The sequence below is a fragment of the Yersinia aldovae 670-83 genome, assembly GCF_000834395.1.
GTDB lineage: Bacteria > Pseudomonadota > Gammaproteobacteria > Enterobacterales > Enterobacteriaceae > Yersinia > Yersinia aldovae.
On record NZ_CP009781.1, the window covers coordinates 1,754,517 to 1,774,451 of the forward strand.

The following is a 19,935-nucleotide window of genomic DNA, read 5'->3' on the forward strand; positions in this document are numbered from 1 at the left end:
GCGGCATGGTTCGCATATTTTATCGTGTCAAAGATTGCCGTAAGAAATAGATTGCGGTGAGAAATATATTAGCAATGAAACAGCAGGTTATTATATTCAAAAGTAAACCGGAGCCATTGTGGCTCCGGTGTAGGACTAAATTGCAATCGGCGCTTTAATACCAGGGTGAGGGTCATACCCTTCAATTTCAAAATCGTCGAAACGATAATCAAACAATGAATCGGGTTTACGTTTGATAATAAGTTTCGGCAATGCCCGTGGCTCACGGCTTAGTTGCAGATGAGTTTGCTCAATGTGGTTGCTGTATAAGTGCGTATCGCCCCCCGTCCAGACGAAATCACCAACGTCCAAATCACATTGCTGCGCCATCATATGAACCAACAAGGCATAGCTGGCAATGTTAAATGGCAAGCCGAGGAACACATCACAAGAGCGTTGATACAACTGGCAAGACAACTTTCCATCAGCAACATAGAACTGGAAGAAGGCATGACACGGTGCCAAAGCCATTTGGTCCAGTTCGCCCACATTCCACGCCGAAACGATGATACGGCGAGAGTCTGGATCTTGCTTTAACTGTTTGACCACGTTACTCAGTTGGTCAATCTGGCGGCCATCAGCAGCGCCCCAAGCGCGCCATTGCTTACCATAAACCGGGCCAAGGGAGCCGTTCTCGTCAGCCCACTCATCCCAAATCGAGACGTTATTCTCTTTCAAATAAGCAATATTGGTATCGCCATTAAGGAACCATAACAGCTCATGAATGATTGAACGCAAATGGCAACGCTTGGTGGTCACCAACGGAAAGCCGTCTTGTAAATTGAAACGCATCTGATGCCCAAAAATCGACAGCGTCCCAGTCCCGGTACGGTCTGCTTTAGGGGTGCCTTCTTCCAGCACTTTTTTCATCAAATCCAGATACTGTTTCATATTACCTCACGAAAGTTGTTGCGCAGGGCGGCGATACGCCCAAATCATCATAATAATACCGGCCAGAATCATAGGCACAGACAGGAGCTGCCCCATGCTGATCACGCCGTCGAACAAGCCGAGTTGTGCATCTGGCTGGCGGAAATACTCCACAACAATGCGGAACACGCCATAACCTATCAGGAACAAGCCCGAAACACTGCCCATTGGACGCGGCTTGCGGATAAATAGATTCAGGATAATAAACAGCACCACCCCTTCAAGAATCATTTCATACAGTTGTGAAGGATGACGCGGCAATACACCGTATTGATTGAATATCGCCTGCCATTTAGCCGGATCAGCCGCAACCATCGCAATATCTTCGCTACGGGAGGTTGGGAACAGCATCGCCCACGGCGTATCCGTTGTGACCCGGCCCCACAACTCACCATTAATAAAGTTACCCAAGCGCCCAGCCCCTAAGCCGAAAGGAATAAGAGGAGCAATGAAATCAGCCACCTGGAAAAAGTTACGTTTAGTGCGGCGGGCGAACCATAACATGACGCAAATGACACCGATCAAGCCACCGTGGAATGACATGCCGCCATCCCATACTTTAAACAGATAAAGTGGATTATCGAGGAACATCGGCAGGTTATAGAACAAGACATAACCGACACGGCCGCCGACAAAGACGCCAAGGAAGCCAGCATACAGCAGATTCTCGACTTCTTCTTTGGTCCAACCGCTGCCGGGTTTATTCGCCCGACGAACCGCTAACCACATCGCGAAGACAAAACCCACCAGATACATCAGGCCATACCAATGGAGTGAAACCGGGCCAATCGAGAAAATGACCGGATCGAATTTAGGAAACGCCAGATAGCTATTGATCATCTATCACCACGATGTTGATTGTTTTATGGAAATTATTGTTCCTGCCCGTTAGGGCTATAGGTTGCGCATAATAGCATAGGCTGGGGCCACTCAGGGGAGCACCCTTAGGTAAAGTTCTGTAACATTACTTCCCGCCACGGATCAAGCCGCCTAATCCCCTACGCTCCATAAATGCTGCGGTTAAATGACGCACATCGGTGGTCATTTGCGCGGCCAAGACTCGCTCGGCTAATGCCTCAGCATCGGCCAACTCTATATTACGTAATAGATATTTGATGCGTGCCACGCTGCGCCCGTTCATGCTGAGGTTACGATACCCCAGACCAACCAGCAGCAATGCGCCCATCGGATCGCCGGCCATTTCGCCACACAGACTCACCTGTAAACCCGATTGGGTTGCCTGTGTCAGAATATGTTTGAGCACTTGTAGCATTGCCGGGTGCAGGTTGTCATACAGTGAAGCGACACGGGTATTATTGCGGTCCACGGCCAATAGATATTGCGTTAAATCGTTGGTGCCGACCGAGATGAAATCGACCCGAGATTTCAGATAAGGCAGCATAAAGATCATCGCGGGCACTTCAATCATCACGCCCAATTTAGGTTGTGGCAGCTCATAACCGAGGACTTCCTGCACTTCACGACCTGCCCGGTCAATCAGGCGTTTCGCTTCATCGACCTCTTCCAGGCTGGTAATCATCGGCAATAAAATACCCAGATTACCGGTTCCCGCATTGGCACGCAGCATCGCCCTGACCTGAATCAAGAAGATCTCAGGCTGATCGAGAGTGACTCGAATCCCCCGCCATCCCAGACACGGGTTTTCTTCGCTGATAGGCATATAAGGCAGTTGCTTATCTGCGCCGATATCCAGCGTTCGCAATGTCACCGGCTTGTGAGGATATAGCTGTAACATGCCTTGATACTGCGCAACTTGCTCTTCTTCTGACGGGAAACCGCTTTGCAGCATAAACGGGATTTCGGTGCGGTAAAGACCCACACCATCAACCCGCCCACCCAACAGTTGTTCATGTTCCGGGCTAAGACCGGCGTTCAGCAACACTTGTATCCGCTCGCCACTTTTCAGTGCTGCGGGCTGTTCAACATCATCTTCAGCCAGTTTACTAAGTTCTATCTCTTCCGTGACCAGCCGTTGATACTCTTTGACCAGCACCGGTTCAGGATCAACCAGAACCTCGCCACGATAGCCATCAACAATCAATAACCGCTGATTGAGCAACGCTGGCTGAATATCCGCCCCCATCACGGTCGGAATGCCCATTGCACGCACTAAAATGGCGGCGTGCGAGTTAGCCGCACCGTCGCGTACCACCACACCGGCCAGACGATCTTGTGGTACTTCGGCCAATAGGGTGGCAGTCAGCTCATCAGCCACCAGAATAAAACGTGCGGGCCATTGGCTGGCACCGGAAGTACTGTCATCGAGGTGGAATAACAAACGCTGCCCTAAGGCCCGCAGATCACTGGCACGCTCGCGCATGTAAGTGTCTTGCAGGCTGGCAAATTGTGCAGCAAATTGCTCAACGACTTGTTTTACCGCCCATTCAGCGACCGAACCGGTGTCAATTTGTGCGAAAAGTTCACGCTTGAGGCGAGCATCATTTAACAAGTGGGAATAGAGATCGAAAATCGCCGCGCTCTCTTTTTGTGAGCTGGCAGCAAAGCGCTTACTGAAGCGGCGGAATTCGGCCGCGGCCTCTTCCAAAGCCTGGGTTAAGCGTTCACGTTCTTGGGCGGTATCAAGGGTTGAAGCCTCGTAAACCAAATCGAGGGAAGGTTGCGAAGTATCCTGCCAGCCTTCAGCCACCGCAACACCAGGAGCCGCAGCCAGTGCGCGAATTCGTGTTTGACGATATTGACCAAAAATAGCATTAAGCTGAGATTGAGAAAGAATGCCTGCCAGCTGTGTTGCCAGCGTGACCATAAACGACTCTTCACTCTCATCAAACTGACGATGTTCACGTTGCTGCACCACCAGCACACCAAGCAACTGGCGGCGATAGATAATAGGCACCCCCAGAAACGCCCGGAAGCGATCCTCTTTAACTTGCGGCACATATTTAAAGCTGGGGTGGCTCTGTGCATCAGCGAGGTTTATTGGCTCGGCCAAACGCCCCACAAGCCCGACGATCCCTTCGTCAAAAGCCAATGTAATGGTGCGACCACGGGGCTTTTTCAAACCCCGTGTCGCCATCAGGTAGTAACAACGGCGGTCATTATCTGCCAGATAAATCGAGCAAACTTCCGTGTCCATCGCCAGACAGGTTTCATTGACCAATAGCTCTAACGCATCCGTTAGGCTGGTTGCCATCGCCACTTTCTCAACTATTTCTCGCAAACGCGTCAGCATGATCGGCTTAACTTAACCTCTTTTACGGCGATACGCAGGCGGCACTCGTGGCGGAGCGACCTCCTGCACAGGCATTACGGTTGCAGCAAACTCTTTCATCACACGACGATAAACATCACGTTTAAAAGAGACCACCTGACGCACCGGATACCAATAACTGACCCAGCGCCAGCCATCAAATTCCGGGGTACTGCTACGCTGCATGTTGATATCGGCTTCATTACACATTAACTGTAGTAGAAACCATCGCTGTTTTTGGCCGATGCATACCGGCTTTGTATCCCAACGCACCAAACGCTTGGGTAATTTGTAACGCAACCAGTTACGGGTTGAAGCCAGAATTCGGACGTCCTTTTTATTCAGTCCAACTTCTTCAAAAAGTTCACGGTACATTGCCTGTTCTGGTGTTTCACCGGGGTTTATCCCCCCTTGAGGAAACTGCCAAGAGTGCTGACCGTAACGCCTCGCCCACAACACTTCTCCCTGCCGATTACAAATTACGATACCCACGTTCGGGCGGTAGCCATCATCATCGATCACCGGACTACCTCGAAAACTTAAAACTTAAAGATGCTCTGATTGTTTCACACTAGCAACAGGCGGTAAACCACTGGTTATCAGCCAGCTAAACCTGATAACTTTGGGATAACTCACAGATATTAGCAAAGTTATGAACACCCAAAGGATTACACACGCCATTTTATTCACTTTTTCTGTGGATATAGGTGTGCAGAACTCCAGGGAAAGGCGGGTAAAACTCATTCTAAAGTTAAAAAACTAAAAAAATAACGGAGAAAATAAATGATTAATTTCAACAAAGTAACAGGTTTCCCACAGGTTTCCACAGAGAAAAAATGTGATCTATATCCGTTTAGGATCTGACGTTGGCTAAAGATCCAGCAATGCGGTTTTTATCCACAGATAATGCGTCGAAGTTATGCAAAAAAGAGTAAAACTCGCAAAAAAAGCGGTCGTCAAGGCTGTAAATTGAACCAGTGATCGCAATTTACTGAGGTTATCCCATAAATCTGTGGATAAATAGGTGTAAGATCCTGTTCATTGTTACTGTCAGCAGGTGTACAAGATAATCAAAATAAAAAGATCTCCCCAGCCAAAGGACAGAAAACTTACGTTAAATCATGCTATTATTAGTTTCTACTGCCCTAAACAACAATACATATACCATCACTTTTAATTCAGCTCGTTTTTTAACCGATTTTAACAGGTTTCGACAAATGTCTGTTTATTCACTGCCTCCAGCCCCACCCACTAATGAACATCAACTTTTTCAACGTGCTGAGGCATTATCAGGTTTTACTCTCGGCGAATTGGCAACCAGAGCGGGTTGGAACATTCCGGCGGATTTAAAACGGGTAAAAGGTTGGGTGGGTATGCTGCTGGAGTTCTATCTCGGGGCCAGCGCGGGCAGTAAACCTGAACAGGATTTTGCCGATATCGGTATTGAGCTGAAAACCATCCCTATCAGCGCTCAGGGCAAACCACTGGAAACCACTTTCGTTTGTGTCGCCCCACTAACCGGTAATAGCGGCGTGACTTGGGAAAGCAGCCATGTACGACATAAGCTGGCCAGGGTCTTATGGGTGCCGGTAGAAGGAGAGCGGCTGATTCCTTTAGCACAACGGCGGGTCGGTGCTCCCTTGCTGTGGAGCCCCAGCGCGCAAGAAGAGGAGCTGCTGCGCCGCGATTGGGAAGAGTTAATGGATCTTATCGTTTTAGGCAAAGTAGAAAGCATCACAGCCCGTCATGGCGAAGTTCTACAATTAAGGCCCAAAGCCGCTAATAGCCGCGCACTGACAGAGGCTATCGGCGAGCACGGTCAGCCGATCATAACCTTACCGCGTGGTTTTTATCTGAAGAAAACCTTTACCGGCCCGATGCTGGCTAGGCACTTTTTGCTTTAACAGACAAATCGGGTTATTCCGATTAATGAATAAACGCGTATAATCACTTTTTATATTTCTGGGTTTCCGTAAGGTAAAAGGCGCAATGTTTGAATGGATTGCCGATCCAAATGCCTGGTTGGCGCTAGGTACACTGACTATCCTCGAGATCGTTCTTGGCATAGACAATATTATTTTCCTTTCTTTAGTGGTCGCAAAATTACCTAAAGCACAGCAAAACAAAGCCCGCCGTATTGGTTTGGCTGGTGCGATGCTGATGCGTTTGGCATTACTGGCTTCGATTGCCTGGGTTATCCGCTTGACCGAACCGCTGTTTACTGTGGCTGGTCATGGTATCTCCATGCGGGACTTAATCCTGCTGCTGGGGGGGCTGTTCCTTATCTGGAAAGCCAGCAAAGAAATTCATGAGACGATTGAGGGCAGCGATACTGAACACACCAGTAATGTTAACTCGTTCTTTGCCGCCATTGTGCAAATTATGCTGCTGGATATCATCTTCAGCCTTGATTCTGTGATAACCGCGGTTGGGCTGTCAGACCATCTGTTTATTATGATGGCGGCGGTGATTATCTCGGTAGGTGTGATGATGTTTGCTGCCAGGCCGATTGGTGAGTTTGTCAATCGCCACCCGTCAGTTAAGATGCTGGCACTCTCTTTCCTGATTCTGGTCGGCTTTACGCTGATGTTAGAAAGTTTCCAGATCCACATTCCAAAAGGTTACATTTATTTCGCCATGTTCTTCTCAATGGGTGTTGAAACCCTGAACCTGATGCGCGGCAAAAAGAATAAACCTACTGATAAAAAAGCATAATGACCACCGGGTGCGGTTCACTGCACCCGTTTCTCACTTTTTCTGTACTTTTGTCAGGCACTCTTCCCCCTGCCGCAGCGCTTCGTTATAGTCGGGTAAGGCGGTTGGACTTAGCCTGACAATTTCAGACATTAAGGAAGGTCGGCAATGCAATATCATCGTATCCCCCACAGTACATTAGAAGTCAGCCTGCTGGGTCTGGGCACCATGACGTTTGGTGAGCAAAACAGTGAAGCCGATGCCCATGCGCAACTGGATTATGCCATTGCAGCCGGTATTAATCTGATCGATACCGCAGAAATGTATCCGGTTCCGCCAAAGCCAGAAACCCAGGGCTTAACCGAGCAATACATCGGTAGCTGGATCAAAGCCCGTGGTAGCCGAGATAAAATCATTTTAGCCAGCAAAGTCTCCGGGCCATCACGGGGTAACGATCAACCCATTCGCCCTAATATGGCACTAGATCGACAAAACATCCGTAAAGCGCTGGAAGACAGCCTTAAACGCCTCAATACCGACTATATCGATCTTTATCAGTTACATTGGCCGCAACGGGAAACCAACTGTTTCGGTAAGCTTAATTATCGTTACAGTGAGAATACGGTACCTGTCACCTTACTGGAAACACTGGAAGCGCTGAACGAGCAGGTGCGCGCCGGTAAAATCCGCTATATCGGCGTATCAAATGAAACACCTTGGGGCGTGATGCGTTATCTGAAATTGGCCGATAAACATGATTTACCGCGTATCGTCTCGATTCAAAACCCCTACAGTTTACTTAACCGCAGCTTTGAAGTGGGTTTGGCGGAAATCAGCCAGCACGAAGGGGTTGAGCTATTAGCCTATTCCAGTTTGGCGTTTGGTACTCTGAGTGGCAAATATCTCAATGGAGCACAACCCGCTGGCGCGCGTAATACGTTGTATAGCCGCTTTACTCGCTATACCGGCGCGCAAGCGCAATTAGCCGTGGCTGAATATGTTGCGCTGGCGCAACGCTACGGGCTGGATCCGGCTCAAATGGCACTGGCTTTTGTACGCCAGCAACCGTTCGTTGCCAGCACTCTGTTGGGTGCCACCTCGATGGCACAACTGAAAAGTAATATTGATAGTCAGGATGTCATTCTCAGCCAGGAAGTGCTCACTGCCTTGGAAGAGATCCACACCCGCTTTACCTTCCCTGCACCTTAATTCTGTCCCTATTTAAATAGCACAAAGGCCGCTAATGCGGCCTTCCGTTTATGTTGCTGGATCATTTAGCGACTTTACGCCGCTGTTGCCGCCACTGCCAGCCCCACAGCAAGGCAATTGCCAAAGCGAATATCACGCCAAAACCAATACCGACGGCCACCACTGGCACACCGAGTTTGACGACCACGGAGTACAACCCCAGCATCAGCAACATCGCGGTGTTTTCACCGAGATTTTGCACCGCAATGGCATTACCGGCACCGACACTATTTTTACCGCGCTCCTGCAATAAGGCATTTAGCGGCACCACAAAGAAGCCACCCAAGATCCCGATAATGATCAATAACAAATACGCCATTGGCATACTGTGTTGCAGTGAGAAAATAGCCACAGCGACACCAATCAATACCCCTGCCGGTAAACAACGCTTCACCGTTTTGAGTGTGACAAAGCGCGCCGCAGCCCCTGCCCCCAACACAATCCCGACAGCTACCATGGCATTTAACAGGGTTGGCGTCGCGTTATCAGCAATTCCTAGCGCCACCGGCACCCATAAGACCAGCAGGAAGCGCAGTGTAACCCCCGCGCCCCAGAACAGACTGGTGCCCGCCAGTGAAAAACGCGTTTCACCATCCCGCCAGAGGATCTGGCACGCGGAGAAGAAATTGCCTGTCATCGCGCGCGGCCGCCATGAGCGACCTGAGCGTGCAGCGCTCAGCCGAGGAATAAACAAATTAGCGAGCACGGCAATGGCATAAACCAGCGCACAAACACCCAGTGCTGCCATTAAATGCCAGTCTGCCAGCACACCACCGGCCACCGAACCCAACAAAATGGCAGCAATGGTGGAGGCTTCCATCATGCCGTTAGCTTTCACTAACTGCTCGCCGGAGGTAATCTCCCCCAAAATACCGTATTTAGCCGGTGAATAGGCCGCAGCACCTATCCCCACCAGACTGTAGCCAAGAAACGGGTTCAGGCCAAAACAGATCACTAATGCCCCCGCCAATTTCAGGCCATTAGCGAACATCATCACCCGCCCTTTGGCAAAGCTGTCAGCAACTTGCCCGACAAACGGCGCAAGAATGATGTAAGTCGCGACAAACGCCATTTGTAAAATCGGCTGGCTCCAGTCGGGATACAACTGCTGCTTAATCAGTGCCAGAGTGGCAAATAGCAGTGCATTATCGCCAAAAGCAGAAAAAAACTGGGCGCAGAGGACGGCAACCATCCCTCGGGATAACAAAGGTTTGTCGGTTAATATTTGCTGACTCATACGCTCATCTCCGGATCTTCCGCCATCTTGCTTAACGTCACAAAGTCAGGTTTGCCACTGCCAAGCAACGGCAAAGTTTTCACTAACCGAATATCACGGGGAACCGCCAATTCCGGCACACCGCACTCGCGCGCCGTTTTGATTAAGCGCTCGCGGGTAATATCGCTGTCGGTAGTAAACAGCACCAAAGCCTCACCTTTTGCACTGTCAGTTTTAGCCGCCGCGGCATGTTGCCCCTGCGGTGAGACTCGCAGTGCCAGTTGTTCGACACCTTCCAACGACACCATCTCACCGGCCAACTTAGCAAAACGCTTCATCCGGCCACGAATCGCACAGAATCCTTGATCGTCAAGAGTGACAATATCGCCGGTATCGTACCAACCGTCTTCGCGTTCACCCTGCGCATTCTCCGCCACCGGTTGTTCCAATATCCCCGGATGCTCAACCCGTAAGTAGCCACGCATAATATTGGGACCACGTAATTGCAAACGCCCACCCTGCTCGATGCCCGGTACTTTAATTAGCCGTGCCTCCATGCCCGGCAGAATTCGCCCAACGGTATTAACTTTCGCCGCCATAGGCACATTGATTGCCACCACCGGCGCACACTCGGTAACACCATACCCTTCGAGAATGCGAATCCCGAACTTATCCTGCCAAATCTGTTTGGTACTGTCGGCCAGTTTTTCCGCACCGGCAACCACATAACGCAAGCGGGCAAAATCATACGGATGGGCGAAGCGGGCGTAATTACCGAGGAAGGTTGAAGTACCAAACAGCACCGTACAGTTGCGGTCATACACCAGTTCAGGAACGATGCGATAATGCAGTGGGCTAGGATAAAGGAATACCCGGCTGCCGGTCATTAATGGTGTGAATAAACCGACAGTCAGGCCAAAAGCATGAAACAGCGGCAGTGACGACATAAAACGATCACGCGGTGTAAAGTCTGCAATAGTGCGAATTTGCTCAACGTTTGCCAATAAACTGGCGTGAGAATGTACCACGCCTTTTGGGTTACCTTCTGAGCCGGAGGTAAACAAAATCAAAGCACTATCATCGGCTTGTTGTGGCACCATTGCCCGACGCGGGCAGCATAAATGCAGTAAAATCCATAATTTATCAACCAGCGTAACCGTATCTTTTAAATCTTCCAGATAGACCCAATTTGCCTCAGTGACTTGCTCTGGCAGATGTGTCAGCTTACCTTTTTCTAAAAACTGGCGTGATGTAACAATGGTTTTCAACGAGGCGGCGGTAATCGCACTCTTCAGCCCTTTGGCCCCAGAGGTGTAATTTAGCAACGCAGGAATACGCCCCCGCAGCGAAGCACCAAAAATCGCCGCCGCAGTGATGGTGGCATTCGGCAGTAGCATCCCTACATGCTCACCTTGCGCGGTGAAGCGTTGCAGTATTCGGCTGACACCGAGCGTTTTTTTCAGCAGCGTTTGATAACTGTCTTCTTTAAATGCGATATCTTCGATACAGGGTTTAAAGCGCCCATAGCGCGTTTGTGCGGCTAGCAATGCTTCAAATAGCGTTTCGCGTGGCACGATAGCCATGCGTGCCGCCATCATAATGGCATGTAAGCGCTCACCCGCCAGCACCCGGCGATCGCGGGCGCGTGGAGCTTGTGGCATAGGTAAGGTGGTGGCCGGTAACACATGAATACTTATTTTTGGAAACCAACGCACTTTGAGCACGTCCTTCAAGCGGCCAAAGTGCGTGAACTCTGGGCCTTCCAAGCGAATCGGCACCACGGTTGCGCCTGACTTGGCAGCAATAAATGCCGCGCCATCATAGATCTTCATCAATGATCCGGTCACGGTGATACGCCCTTCAGGAAAAACCACTACCGGCCGCCCCTGTTCTACCATCCGCACCAGATGTTTAATGGCCATCGGCTTGGTCGGGTCCAGTGTGACAAAATCGATATAAGGCCGTAACCTGCGCATATACCAACTGTCAGTAATACTGGAATAGACCGCGAATACCGGCTTAATCGGCAGAAAAAGCACCAGTAATACGCCGTCGAGAAAAGAGACATGATTAGGAGTAATTAGCAGTTTTTTATGGGAAAACTGATCAGTTACCCCCTTAATGGTGACGCGAAATAACCCACGAAAAAGAGTGCGTAGCAAGCGGTAAGCCATGTCTATTTCTCTATAAATCGATGAATATGATAAGGAGAGAATACTATAAGAGAGGCTGTTTTATCGCTAAGATCACGCGGAGAACGAGGGGAGAAAACGGAAATAAAAAAAAACCTACGCATCTGCGTAGGTCGGTGCAAATAAAAAACTGGCTTCAAACACACAGCGTATGTTGATTATTCACCAATTAATACCTCTGGGATGACCACTTTAGCGGTTTCAGCCAAATCACAGCCAGCGTTGAATCGCAACATTTACGTGCAAAGTGTAACCAGTGGTGAACAATGTCAAAATGGCGAAATAGGTTTGTAATTCATTAGGCTATATTACCGTTATTACCGCGTAAGTTGCTCACCCAAACTTGGCAGTGCCGGTGGGCAAACCAAGGGATGGATATAGTTTTGTCAATTTAACCGCCCCTAAAATAGTATTCACTGCACCATAAAACCAAAGCACCATGTCGACTGAATGTAACCGACTTATACTAACGCGCGTCCACAGGTGATATCCCTATTTTCCATTTCTTTGGTTTTTCTCATCAAGTTGCGATCTTCCCCCCTTGCGGGCGCAGCTCTTTTCCGCAAAACTGAGTGATGTAAGCGATTACCCTGAAAATCTCTGGAAGAAAAATGGCCACTATTAAGGATGTTGCCAAGCTGGCGGGTGTTTCCGTCGCGACGGTATCTCGTGTTATCAATAATTCCCCCAAGGCCAGTGAAGCATCACGCATGGCGGTAGGTAACGCTATGGAACAATTGCAGTATCACCCGAATGCCAATGCCCGCGCGCTGGCTCAACAATCGACAGAAACCGTCGGCATGATTGTTTCTGATGTCTCCGATCCCTTCTTTGGTTCGATGGTAAAAGCGGTTGAACAGGTGGCTTATGCCACAGGTAACTTCCTGCTAATTGGTAACGGTTACCATGACGAAGAGAAAGAGCGTCAGGCCATTGAGCAATTGATTCGCCATCGCTGCGCAGCTTTAGTGGTTCACGCCAAAAAGCTTTCCGATGAAGAACTGACCTCATTAATGCAGCAAATCCCTGGAATGGTATTGATTAACCGTACCCTGCCCGGTTTCGAAACCCGCTGTGTGGCACTGGATGACCGCTATGGTGCCTGGCTGGCAACACGGCATCTGATTCAGCAAGGGCATAAACGAATCGCAATTATTTGCTCCAATCATCAGATTTCTGATGCCATTGATCGCCTGCAAGGCTATCTGGATGCACTGAAAGAGTTTGATATCCCAGTCGATGATCGTTTAATTGCCTACGGCACACCGGATGAAATTGGCGGGGAACATGCCATGACCGACCTACTTGGTCGCGGCAAACATTTCACCGCAGTGACCTGCTATAACGACTCAATGGCAGCCGGCGCACTCTCTGTTCTCAGTGATAACAGCATTGAAGTGCCACAGGAGATCTCACTAATAGGCTTTGATGATGTATTGATCTCGCGTTATTTACGCCCGCGCTTAACCACGATCCGTTATCCCGTGGTGGCGATGGCAACACAAGCTGCAAAGCTGGCATTGGCGCTTGCCAATAAAACGCCGCTGCCTGAAATTACCAATATGTTTAGCCCGACACTGGTACGCCGCCACTCGGTTGCCAGCCCACAACCCTCAACAGATGACTGAGATATATCGATAACAAAGATAACCCAGCCTGCGCTATGCTAAACTGCCGCTATATCCGGTAGTTACGACCCAGCTAAGAGGTTTACCATTGATGGTCACGATGTTGGATGTCTCTTTGCGTGCAGGTGTCTCAAAAGCCACGGTTTCCCGCGTGCTCAATGGCACCGGTCAGGTCAAAGAAAGCACCCGAAAAGCGGTGTTCAACGCGATGGATGAACTGGGTTATCGCCCGAATTTTCTCGCGCAATCGCTGGCGAATAAAAGCTCTAATAGCATTGGATTAGTGGTTTCCAATTTTGATGGTCCCTATTTTGGCCGCCTGCTGCGCCGTGCGGCAAAACTGACTGAAGCCAGTGGTAAACATCTTATCGTTACCGACGGCCATGATACGCCGGAAGGTGAGCAGCAAGCAGTAAGGCTGTTGGCTGATCGACGCTGTGACGCCATTATCCTCTACACCCGTTTTATGTCTGAAACTGATTTAATGCAGTTACTTTCCAGCCTGCCAACACCGTTGATGGTAATTAACCGCGATTTGCCACAACTGCGCGAGCGCTGTGTGTTTTTTGAACAGCAACAAGCCGCCTTTGACGCCGTCACTTATCTTATCCAGCAAGGCCATCGTGATATTGCCTGTATCACCGGCCCTATCACCACGCCGACGGCACAATCGCGCCTTGCCGGTTATCAGCAGGCGCTGGCAGAGCAGGGGATTACATTGGATAAGGATCTCATAGCCTACGGTGATAGTAGCGTGCCAGGGGGTTATGACGGATGTCAGGTGTTATTAGCACGCAATATCCCGTTCAGCGCGCTGTTTGCCAACAATGACGATATGACCATCGGAGCAATGAAGGCACTCAATCAGGCAGGTAAAAGATTACCGCAGGATGTGTCGTTATTTGGTTTTGATGACGAACCCAGCGCACCCTACCTACAACCCGCGCTTTCAACCGTTTACCTGCCGATTGATGCGATGATTGAAGCGGCCATTACCCAAGCGTTGAAGCTGATTGCTGGCCAAGAAGTACACCCACTGGCACCGTTTGTCGGCGAGTTGAAACTGCGCGAATCCGTGGTGCCAGGGCCATATTACGGTCAAAGCTGACGGTAAAATTAAACCAATTCTAAGGCAATAAGCTCTTCGATAGTTTGGCGACGGCGGATCAAGCGCGGCACTCCTCGCTCAAACAGCACTTCCGGTAACAGTGGGCGACTGTTGTAGTTGGAAGACATAGATGCACCGTAAGCGCCAGTATCGTGAAAGACCAGATAATCGCCAATGTGGGCGTTTGGCAATTGACGCGTCTCCAGTGCGCCCCCCGCTTCCTGCGTGAACACATCACCCGATTCGCACAACGGCCCGGCAATAACCGTATCAATCAATGGATCAGAATTCAGATCACGCCCATCGGCAGGCAGCAGTGAAATATGATGGTAGCTGCCATACAACGCAGGACGCATCAAATCATTGAATCCGGCATCGACCAGCACATAGTGGCGATTGCCCATATTCTTCACCGCCCGCACCTGTGCAATTAACACCCCTGACTCTGCGACCAAAAAGCGGCCCGGTTCAATTTCAAGGCTGACTGGGTGGCCGAGATGAGCAGCAATTCTCTCTCTGGCATCATTCCACAAGCCATAGTAATGCTGGGTATCAATTTTATCGGCATCACCAAACTGGTAGGGAATCGATAACCCACCGCCAGCAGAAATCGCGCTGATATCCTGCCCAAGGGCGATCACTTGTTGCACCATCGCATCACAGACTTGTTCCAGATGTTGATAGTCCACACCAGAACCAATGTGCATATGAATACCTATCAGTGTCAAACCATATTGCTGAACCTTCTCAATGGCTTGTGGCAAGTCTTTATACCAGATACCGTGTTTACTGTTCTCACCGCCGGTATTGGTTTTCTGGCTGTGACCATGACCAAAACCCGGATTGATCCGTAACCACACCGGATGACCGCGCTTTGTTTGCCCCAATTGGTCCAACATATCTATGGAACCGGCATTCACCGGAATATCTAGCGCCGTCACCCGTGATAACGTCGCTTCATCCAGCAGATCGGCGGTAAATACAATCTCGGCAGGCTCCTGCCCCGGTTGGAAGCCAGCACAGATAGCTCGCTCAATCTCCCCCAGCGATACTGAATCAACTTTGACACCCTGCTCACGCATCAATCGCAGAATATGAATATTCGAGCAGGCTTTTTGCGCGAAACGGATAACATCAAATTGGCGTAATTGGTTAATACGTTCAGCAATCACATCGCCATCATAAGCCCAAACCGGGCAGCCAAAACGCGCGGGTAATGCCATCAGATTCTGAGCGGTGAGTGCAGTCGAGGTATCGTTAAGTGCGCGCGGCATGGGTATTCCCTCATAATCGAGCTATCAATATGTTTGGCGAACCAACGTGATTTCGCAGATACCGTAGTATTAGCCACCGGTGGCGGGTTATGAAAATATCTATTTACCCTGAGTCTATTCATTTATGATATGGGTTATATTTTTCAGTCGCCCACGCTGGAGTGTTGTGATGGCCGCCATTTCCCTACGACAAATCGAGATTTTTCATGGTGTCATGACCACCGGCAATCTGACAGAAGCCGCGTTACTGCTGCAAACGTCACAACCTACCGTCAGCCGCGAGTTGGCGCGGTTTGAACAATTGGTGCAACTCAGGCTGTTTGATCGGGTACGTGGCCGCCTTTATCCGACGGTGCAAGGGCTGCGGCTCTTTGAGGAGGTCCAACGCTCTTATTACGGACTTGATCGTATTAAACAGGCCGCACAGGGGATTCGCCAATTCCAACATGCACAGCTTTCTATTGCCTGCCTGCCGGTATTCTCTCAATCATTGCTGCCTGCGGTATGTAAGCCCTTTATGGACAGATACCCGGAAGTGAGCCTGAACGTGATTCCGCAGGAGTCCCCCTTATTGGAAGAGTGGCTTTCGGCCCAGCGCCATGACCTTGGCCTGACGGAAAACGCCCAGACGCCGGCGGGAACCGTGCGCCATCCCCTGATGACCCTTAATGAAGTTTGTGTATTACCCCATGACCATCCATTGCAGAGCAAATCGGTACTGACACCACAGGATTTTGCAGGGGAGAATTTTATCAGCTTGTCGGTCACCGACAGTTACCGGCAGCTACTAGATAGCCTGTTTACCGATGAAAAGATCAATCGCCGCTTAGTGATGGAAACCCACAGTGCGGCCTCAATTTGTGCCATGGTACGCGAAGGCGTTGGTGTCTCAATAGTCAACCCACTAACGGCACTGGATTACATTAGTAAAGGGGCTGGCGAAGGGGTGTGCGTGCGGCCATTCAGTATCGAAATTCCTTTTACAATCAGCTTGATTCAACCGATACACCGCCCATCCTCGGCATTAGTCGATACTTTTATCGAACACTTAAAACAGCAGGCAGTCACTTTCCAGAATCGTCTGGCGGCGGTGATTGCCCACTAGCATTTATTCCTTGCTAAAGTTCGGCCACACTAACCTTACTCCCTCGAGCGCGGGAAAAGGTAAACAGGCACAGCAACAAGCCGATAACCGCCAGTGCGGCGGCCGCCAGCGGCACAGCCGTTAACCCCAACCCTTGAGCAATGACCACCCCGCCTACCCATGCGCCCAAAGCATTACCGACATTAAACGCAGCAATATTGAGCGTCGACACAAGATTGGGCGCTTTTTTGCCATAAGTAACCACGTTGATTTGCAAAGCGGGTACTGCTGAAAACGCCGCTGCTGACCATAAGAACAACGTCACTTCCGCCGCCAGCCAGGAGCTGCTGGTCCAACTGAACAGCACAGAAAAGAGAGCAATCAACAAAAATGTCATGGTCAGGCTGACGGAAAGACGCCAATCGGCTAACCGGCCACCGACGATATTACCGAGCGTCAGGCCAACACCCATCAACAACAAGGTCCAACTGACACCATGCTCTGATACATGAGTCACTTCGGTTAAAATAGGGGCGATATAGGTAAACAGAGCAAACATCGCGGCAGCAAAAAAAACCGTCATTAACAAAGAGAGCCAGATCCCACCACCACGCAGAGCGGCTATCTCCTTGCGTAACTCGGTCGGTGCTTCCTGTTGCGACGATGGCAGCTTACTGTACAGCGCGGCCAGTGAAAACAGGCCGATAACCGATACCACCCAAAATGTGGAACGCCAACCAAAAGCCTGCCCTAGCGCTGTCCCCAACGGAACACCCAGCACATTTGCCAACGTCAAACCGGTAAACATTAAGGCCACCGCAGAAGCCCGCCGGTTGGGTGCAACCAGATTCGCAGCAACCACCGCACCGATACCAAAGAAGGCTCCATGACACAAGGCGGTAATGACCCGAGCCAACATCAGGAAATCGTAGCTGTAGGCTAACGCACACATCAGGTTGCCGATGATAAAGATCACCATTAACAATAACAGTGTCTTTTTACGCGGCAGTTTTGCCGTCAAAACCGCCATAATCGGCGCACCAATGGCAACACCCAGCGCATAACCACTGATTAACCAACCCGCCGTTGGAATTGATACCTGCAAATCACCGGCCACCTGAGGCAATAATCCCATAATGACAAATTCGGTAGTCCCAATAGCAAAGGCACACAGTGCCAACGCCAGCAGCGCAACAGGCATAATACAAGCTCCCAGGCAGATCAAAAGAATGCCAGTTACGATTAATTAACCGACATGATGCAGTTGGTAGAAAAAGAGGAAAAAGATTATATCGTAGCTGGCGGATAACGCAGCAATAACCCTATATTCCGCCATACTTCAAGTGGCATAGCAGCTACAGCTTCAGATAAGCAGAGTTAAGCCAGCCGGGATTGGTTGCAAACCACTCAACCAGAAAATCTAACATTGTCCTCAATGCTGCTGGCATCTGTCGTCGCGAAGTATAGATGCCGTAAATACCCATCGCCTGCGGTTGATAATCCGGCAATAACCGAACCAGATCCCCGCTCGCGATATAGGGTGCGGCAGAATAACAGGGTTGCAAAGTAATACCCGCCCCTTCCAGAGCGCCATTCAGTAAAACCACCGACTCATTGGCACACAGATTGCCGCTCACTGCGACCACTGATTTCTCTCCCTGCAAATCAAAATTCCAGAGACTTTTGCCGAAATAAGAGTAAGTCAGGCAGTTGTGTACCGCCAGATCAGGGGGTGTTCGCGGAATACCCTGCCGTGACAGGTAGGCAGGCGCAGCGCAGACCACTGAATGACAAGTCGAAAGTGGCCGGGCTATCAGGTTAGGATCTAACTCATTGGTGATGCGCAATGCGAGGTCAATACGTTCCTCTACCAGATTGATGGCACGGTTATTCATCTGCAAATCCACAGCAACTTGCGGATAAAGGCGCAAATAATCAGTGACCGCAATCACCAGCGCGCTCTGCCCGAGTGACTGAGAACAACTGATACGCAGCAAACCACTCAGCACATCATGTTCAAGCCCCTCCGCCATATCCTGAGCGAACTCAAGCATCTGGCGGCAGCGTTCCAGAGTTGCTTCACCGGCATGGGTCAGGCTCAGTTTTCGCGTTGTCCGATGCAATAACCGCGCTCCCGCCCATCGCTCCATCTCAGCCAGATAACGGGTCACCATCGCCCGTGACATCGCCAATGCATCAGCAGCGGCAATCATACTACCGCGTTCAACAATCGCGACAAACACCTCAGCAGCCGTGACTCTATCCATGATTAGCTCGATTTAAGCAACAAACAATTGCTTATTATCCGGTTTTTCTATCAATTAATGCAATCTATTATCTACCCCATACCCAATCACTCTTCAGGAAAACCGATATGTTTAACAAAACACTATTACAAATGACCTTTGCTGGCCTGGCGACATTCGCCGCCGTCTCAACCGCCAGCGCGGCTGAACCACTGAAAATGGAAGTTTATAATCCGGGCGAGAAGAGTATCTTCCCTGTCTCGTCTGAAATCATCAGTGGCAAAACTGAAGTCGCCTTAATTGACGCACAATTTCAACGCAATGACGCTGAAGCGCTGATTAAAAAAATCCAACAAAGTGGTAAAAAACTCACCACTATTTATATCAGTCAGGCTGATCCTGATTTCTATTTTGGTTTGGATGTCATCACCAAGGCATTCCCTCAAGCCAAGGTGATCGCAACACCGCAAACAATTGAAGAAATTAAAGCAACAAAAGAGGGAAAATTGGCCTATTGGGGACCGATTCTGAAAGAAAATGCACCGAGCAGTGTGATTGTTCCTGAAGCATTGCAAGGTAAGAGTTTCACCGTCGATGGGCAAAAAATTGAAGTCGAAGGCCTTGATGGGCCATCGCCTGAGAAAACGTTTGTTTGGATACCCTCATTAAAAGCGGTGGTTGGCGGTGTCGCGGTATCCGGTAATATCCACCTGTGGGTTGCTGATACCCAAACAGCAGAGTCACGCCAGCATTGGCTGACGACACTGGAAAAAATCAAAGCCTTAAAACCAGTGACAGTTGTACCAGGCCATTATCTGGATAACGCACCGCAAACATTGGCATCAGTGACATTTACCCAGAACTATTTAACTACATTAAATAAAGAAATTCCTAAAGCCAAAGATTCCGCTGAACTTATTGCTGCGATGAAAAAACATTATCCTCAGCTGAAAGATGAGTCCAGTTTGGAACTCAGCGCCAAAGTATTAAAAAACGAAATGAAATGGCCGCAGTAGTTTCACTTTAAGCACAAGAATTAAGGAACAC

The 19,935-nt window shown here is 49.8% G+C and carries 16 protein-coding genes; 7 read left to right on the forward strand and 9 right to left on the reverse strand.

Annotation, left to right across the window (positions count from 1 at the left end):
* Positions 1-135: 135 nt before the first annotated feature.
* The 4 genes from thyA to rppH form a co-directional block, all read right to left on the reverse strand.
* Positions 136-930 (reverse strand): thymidylate synthase, encoded by a 795-nt coding sequence (gene thyA, locus AT01_RS21670; protein ID WP_004702561.1) that lies wholly within the window; start codon positions 928-930, stop codon positions 136-138.
* A gap of 6 nt (positions 931-936) precedes the next feature.
* Positions 937-1,809 (reverse strand): prolipoprotein diacylglyceryl transferase, encoded by an 873-nt coding sequence (gene lgt, locus AT01_RS21675; protein WP_004702563.1) that lies wholly within the window; start codon positions 1,807-1,809, stop codon positions 937-939.
* A gap of 124 nt (positions 1,810-1,933) precedes the next feature.
* Positions 1,934-4,180 carry a phosphoenolpyruvate--protein phosphotransferase gene (gene ptsP / locus AT01_RS08080; RefSeq protein WP_042546760.1) on the reverse strand — a complete coding sequence of 749 codons (2,247 nt, stop codon included), beginning with the start codon at positions 4,178-4,180 and terminating at the stop codon, positions 1,934-1,936.
* 12 nt (positions 4,181-4,192) lie between these two features.
* Positions 4,193-4,720, reverse strand: coding sequence for an RNA pyrophosphohydrolase (gene rppH, locus AT01_RS08085; protein ID WP_042546761.1), 528 nt, complete (start codon positions 4,718-4,720; stop codon positions 4,193-4,195).
* Between the two features lie 695 nt (positions 4,721-5,415).
* Between rppH and mutH the strand changes: the two genes are divergently transcribed.
* From mutH to AT01_RS08105, 3 genes are all read left to right on the forward strand, one after another.
* Entirely contained in the window at positions 5,416-6,102 is a 687-nt protein-coding gene (gene mutH, locus AT01_RS08095; protein WP_042546762.1) for a DNA mismatch repair endonuclease MutH, read from the forward strand.
* 85 nt (positions 6,103-6,187) lie between these two features.
* A complete protein-coding gene (locus AT01_RS08100) occupies positions 6,188-6,913 on the forward strand; it encodes a TerC family protein (RefSeq protein WP_004702572.1) in 726 nt (241 codons plus the stop codon).
* A 147-nt stretch (positions 6,914-7,060) separates the two neighbouring features.
* Entirely contained in the window at positions 7,061-8,101 is a 1,041-nt protein-coding gene (locus tag AT01_RS08105) for an NADP(H)-dependent aldo-keto reductase (protein ID WP_042546763.1), read from the forward strand.
* A gap of 61 nt (positions 8,102-8,162) precedes the next feature.
* Here AT01_RS08105 and lplT read toward each other — a convergent pair whose 3' ends face one another.
* Together lplT and aas are read right to left on the reverse strand one after the other, a co-directional pair.
* Positions 8,163-9,377: a lysophospholipid transporter LplT gene (lplT, locus tag AT01_RS08110; RefSeq protein WP_042546764.1), complete on the reverse strand. Its 1,215-nt coding sequence runs from the start codon at positions 9,375-9,377 to the stop codon at positions 8,163-8,165.
* Entirely contained in the window at positions 9,374-11,530 is a 2,157-nt protein-coding gene (gene aas, locus AT01_RS08115; RefSeq protein ID WP_042546765.1) for a bifunctional acyl-ACP--phospholipid O-acyltransferase/long-chain-fatty-acid--ACP ligase, read from the reverse strand. The genes lplT and aas overlap by 4 nt, the downstream gene beginning before the upstream one ends.
* Before the next feature lie 629 nt (positions 11,531-12,159).
* Between aas and galR the strand changes: the two genes are divergently transcribed.
* Positions 12,160-13,176, forward strand: coding sequence for an HTH-type transcriptional regulator GalR (galR, locus tag AT01_RS08120; RefSeq protein WP_004702580.1), 1,017 nt, complete (start codon positions 12,160-12,162; stop codon positions 13,174-13,176).
* Between the two features lie 91 nt (positions 13,177-13,267).
* On the forward strand, positions 13,268-14,284 hold the full coding sequence (locus AT01_RS08125; protein ID WP_042546766.1) for a LacI family DNA-binding transcriptional regulator: 1,017 nt from the start codon (positions 13,268-13,270) through the stop codon (positions 14,282-14,284).
* 8 nt (positions 14,285-14,292) lie between these two features.
* On the opposite strand, the gene lysA is transcribed toward AT01_RS08125, so the two are convergent.
* Entirely contained in the window at positions 14,293-15,558 is a 1,266-nt protein-coding gene (gene lysA / locus AT01_RS08130) for a diaminopimelate decarboxylase (protein ID WP_004702587.1), read from the reverse strand.
* A 169-nt stretch (positions 15,559-15,727) separates the two neighbouring features.
* Here lysA and AT01_RS08135 point away from each other — a divergent pair, with 169 nt between their 5' ends.
* Positions 15,728-16,663, forward strand: coding sequence for a LysR family transcriptional regulator (locus AT01_RS08135; RefSeq protein WP_042546767.1), 936 nt, complete (start codon positions 15,728-15,730; stop codon positions 16,661-16,663).
* A 13-nt stretch (positions 16,664-16,676) separates the two neighbouring features.
* On the opposite strand, the gene AT01_RS08140 is transcribed toward AT01_RS08135, so the two are convergent.
* Together AT01_RS08140 and AT01_RS08145 are read right to left on the reverse strand one after the other, a co-directional pair.
* Positions 16,677-17,843 carry an MFS transporter gene (locus AT01_RS08140; protein ID WP_042546768.1) on the reverse strand — a complete coding sequence of 389 codons (1,167 nt, stop codon included), beginning with the start codon at positions 17,841-17,843 and terminating at the stop codon, positions 16,677-16,679.
* 154 nt (positions 17,844-17,997) lie between these two features.
* Entirely contained in the window at positions 17,998-18,909 is a 912-nt protein-coding gene (locus tag AT01_RS08145) for a LysR family transcriptional regulator (RefSeq protein ID WP_042546769.1), read from the reverse strand.
* A 107-nt stretch (positions 18,910-19,016) separates the two neighbouring features.
* On the opposite strand from AT01_RS08145, the gene AT01_RS08150 reads away from it, so the two are divergent.
* On the forward strand, positions 19,017-19,904 hold the full coding sequence (locus AT01_RS08150) for an MBL fold metallo-hydrolase (protein ID WP_042546770.1): 888 nt from the start codon (positions 19,017-19,019) through the stop codon (positions 19,902-19,904).
* Positions 19,905-19,935: the final 31 nt, after the last annotated feature.

Excerpts from the sequence above, each read along its gene's own strand:
- thyA (WP_004702561.1), bottom strand. The coding sequence starts at position 930 with ATGAAACAGTATCTGGATTTGATGAAAAAAGTGCTGGAAGAAGGCACC.
- lgt (WP_004702563.1), bottom strand. The coding sequence starts at position 1,809 with ATGATCAATAGCTATCTGGCGTTTCCTAAATTCGATCCGGTCATTTTC.
- ptsP (WP_042546760.1), bottom strand. The coding sequence starts at position 4,180 with ATGCTGACGCGTTTGCGAGAAATAGTTGAGAAAGTGGCGATGGCAACC.
- mutH (WP_042546762.1), top strand. The coding sequence starts at position 5,416 with ATGTCTGTTTATTCACTGCCTCCAGCCCCACCCACTAATGAACATCAA.
- AT01_RS08100 (WP_004702572.1), top strand. The coding sequence starts at position 6,188 with ATGTTTGAATGGATTGCCGATCCAAATGCCTGGTTGGCGCTAGGTACA.
- AT01_RS08105 (WP_042546763.1), top strand. The coding sequence starts at position 7,061 with ATGCAATATCATCGTATCCCCCACAGTACATTAGAAGTCAGCCTGCTG.
- lplT (WP_042546764.1), bottom strand. The coding sequence starts at position 9,377 with ATGAGTCAGCAAATATTAACCGACAAACCTTTGTTATCCCGAGGGATG.
- aas (WP_042546765.1), bottom strand. The coding sequence starts at position 11,530 with ATGGCTTACCGCTTGCTACGCACTCTTTTTCGTGGGTTATTTCGCGTC.
- galR (WP_004702580.1), top strand. The coding sequence starts at position 12,160 with ATGGCCACTATTAAGGATGTTGCCAAGCTGGCGGGTGTTTCCGTCGCG.
- AT01_RS08125 (WP_042546766.1), top strand. The coding sequence starts at position 13,268 with ATGGTCACGATGTTGGATGTCTCTTTGCGTGCAGGTGTCTCAAAAGCC.
- lysA (WP_004702587.1), bottom strand. The coding sequence starts at position 15,558 with ATGCCGCGCGCACTTAACGATACCTCGACTGCACTCACCGCTCAGAAT.
- AT01_RS08135 (WP_042546767.1), top strand. The coding sequence starts at position 15,728 with ATGGCCGCCATTTCCCTACGACAAATCGAGATTTTTCATGGTGTCATG.
- AT01_RS08140 (WP_042546768.1), bottom strand. The coding sequence starts at position 17,843 with ATGCCTGTTGCGCTGCTGGCGTTGGCACTGTGTGCCTTTGCTATTGGG.
- AT01_RS08145 (WP_042546769.1), bottom strand. The coding sequence starts at position 18,909 with ATGGATAGAGTCACGGCTGCTGAGGTGTTTGTCGCGATTGTTGAACGC.
- AT01_RS08150 (WP_042546770.1), top strand. The coding sequence starts at position 19,017 with ATGTTTAACAAAACACTATTACAAATGACCTTTGCTGGCCTGGCGACA.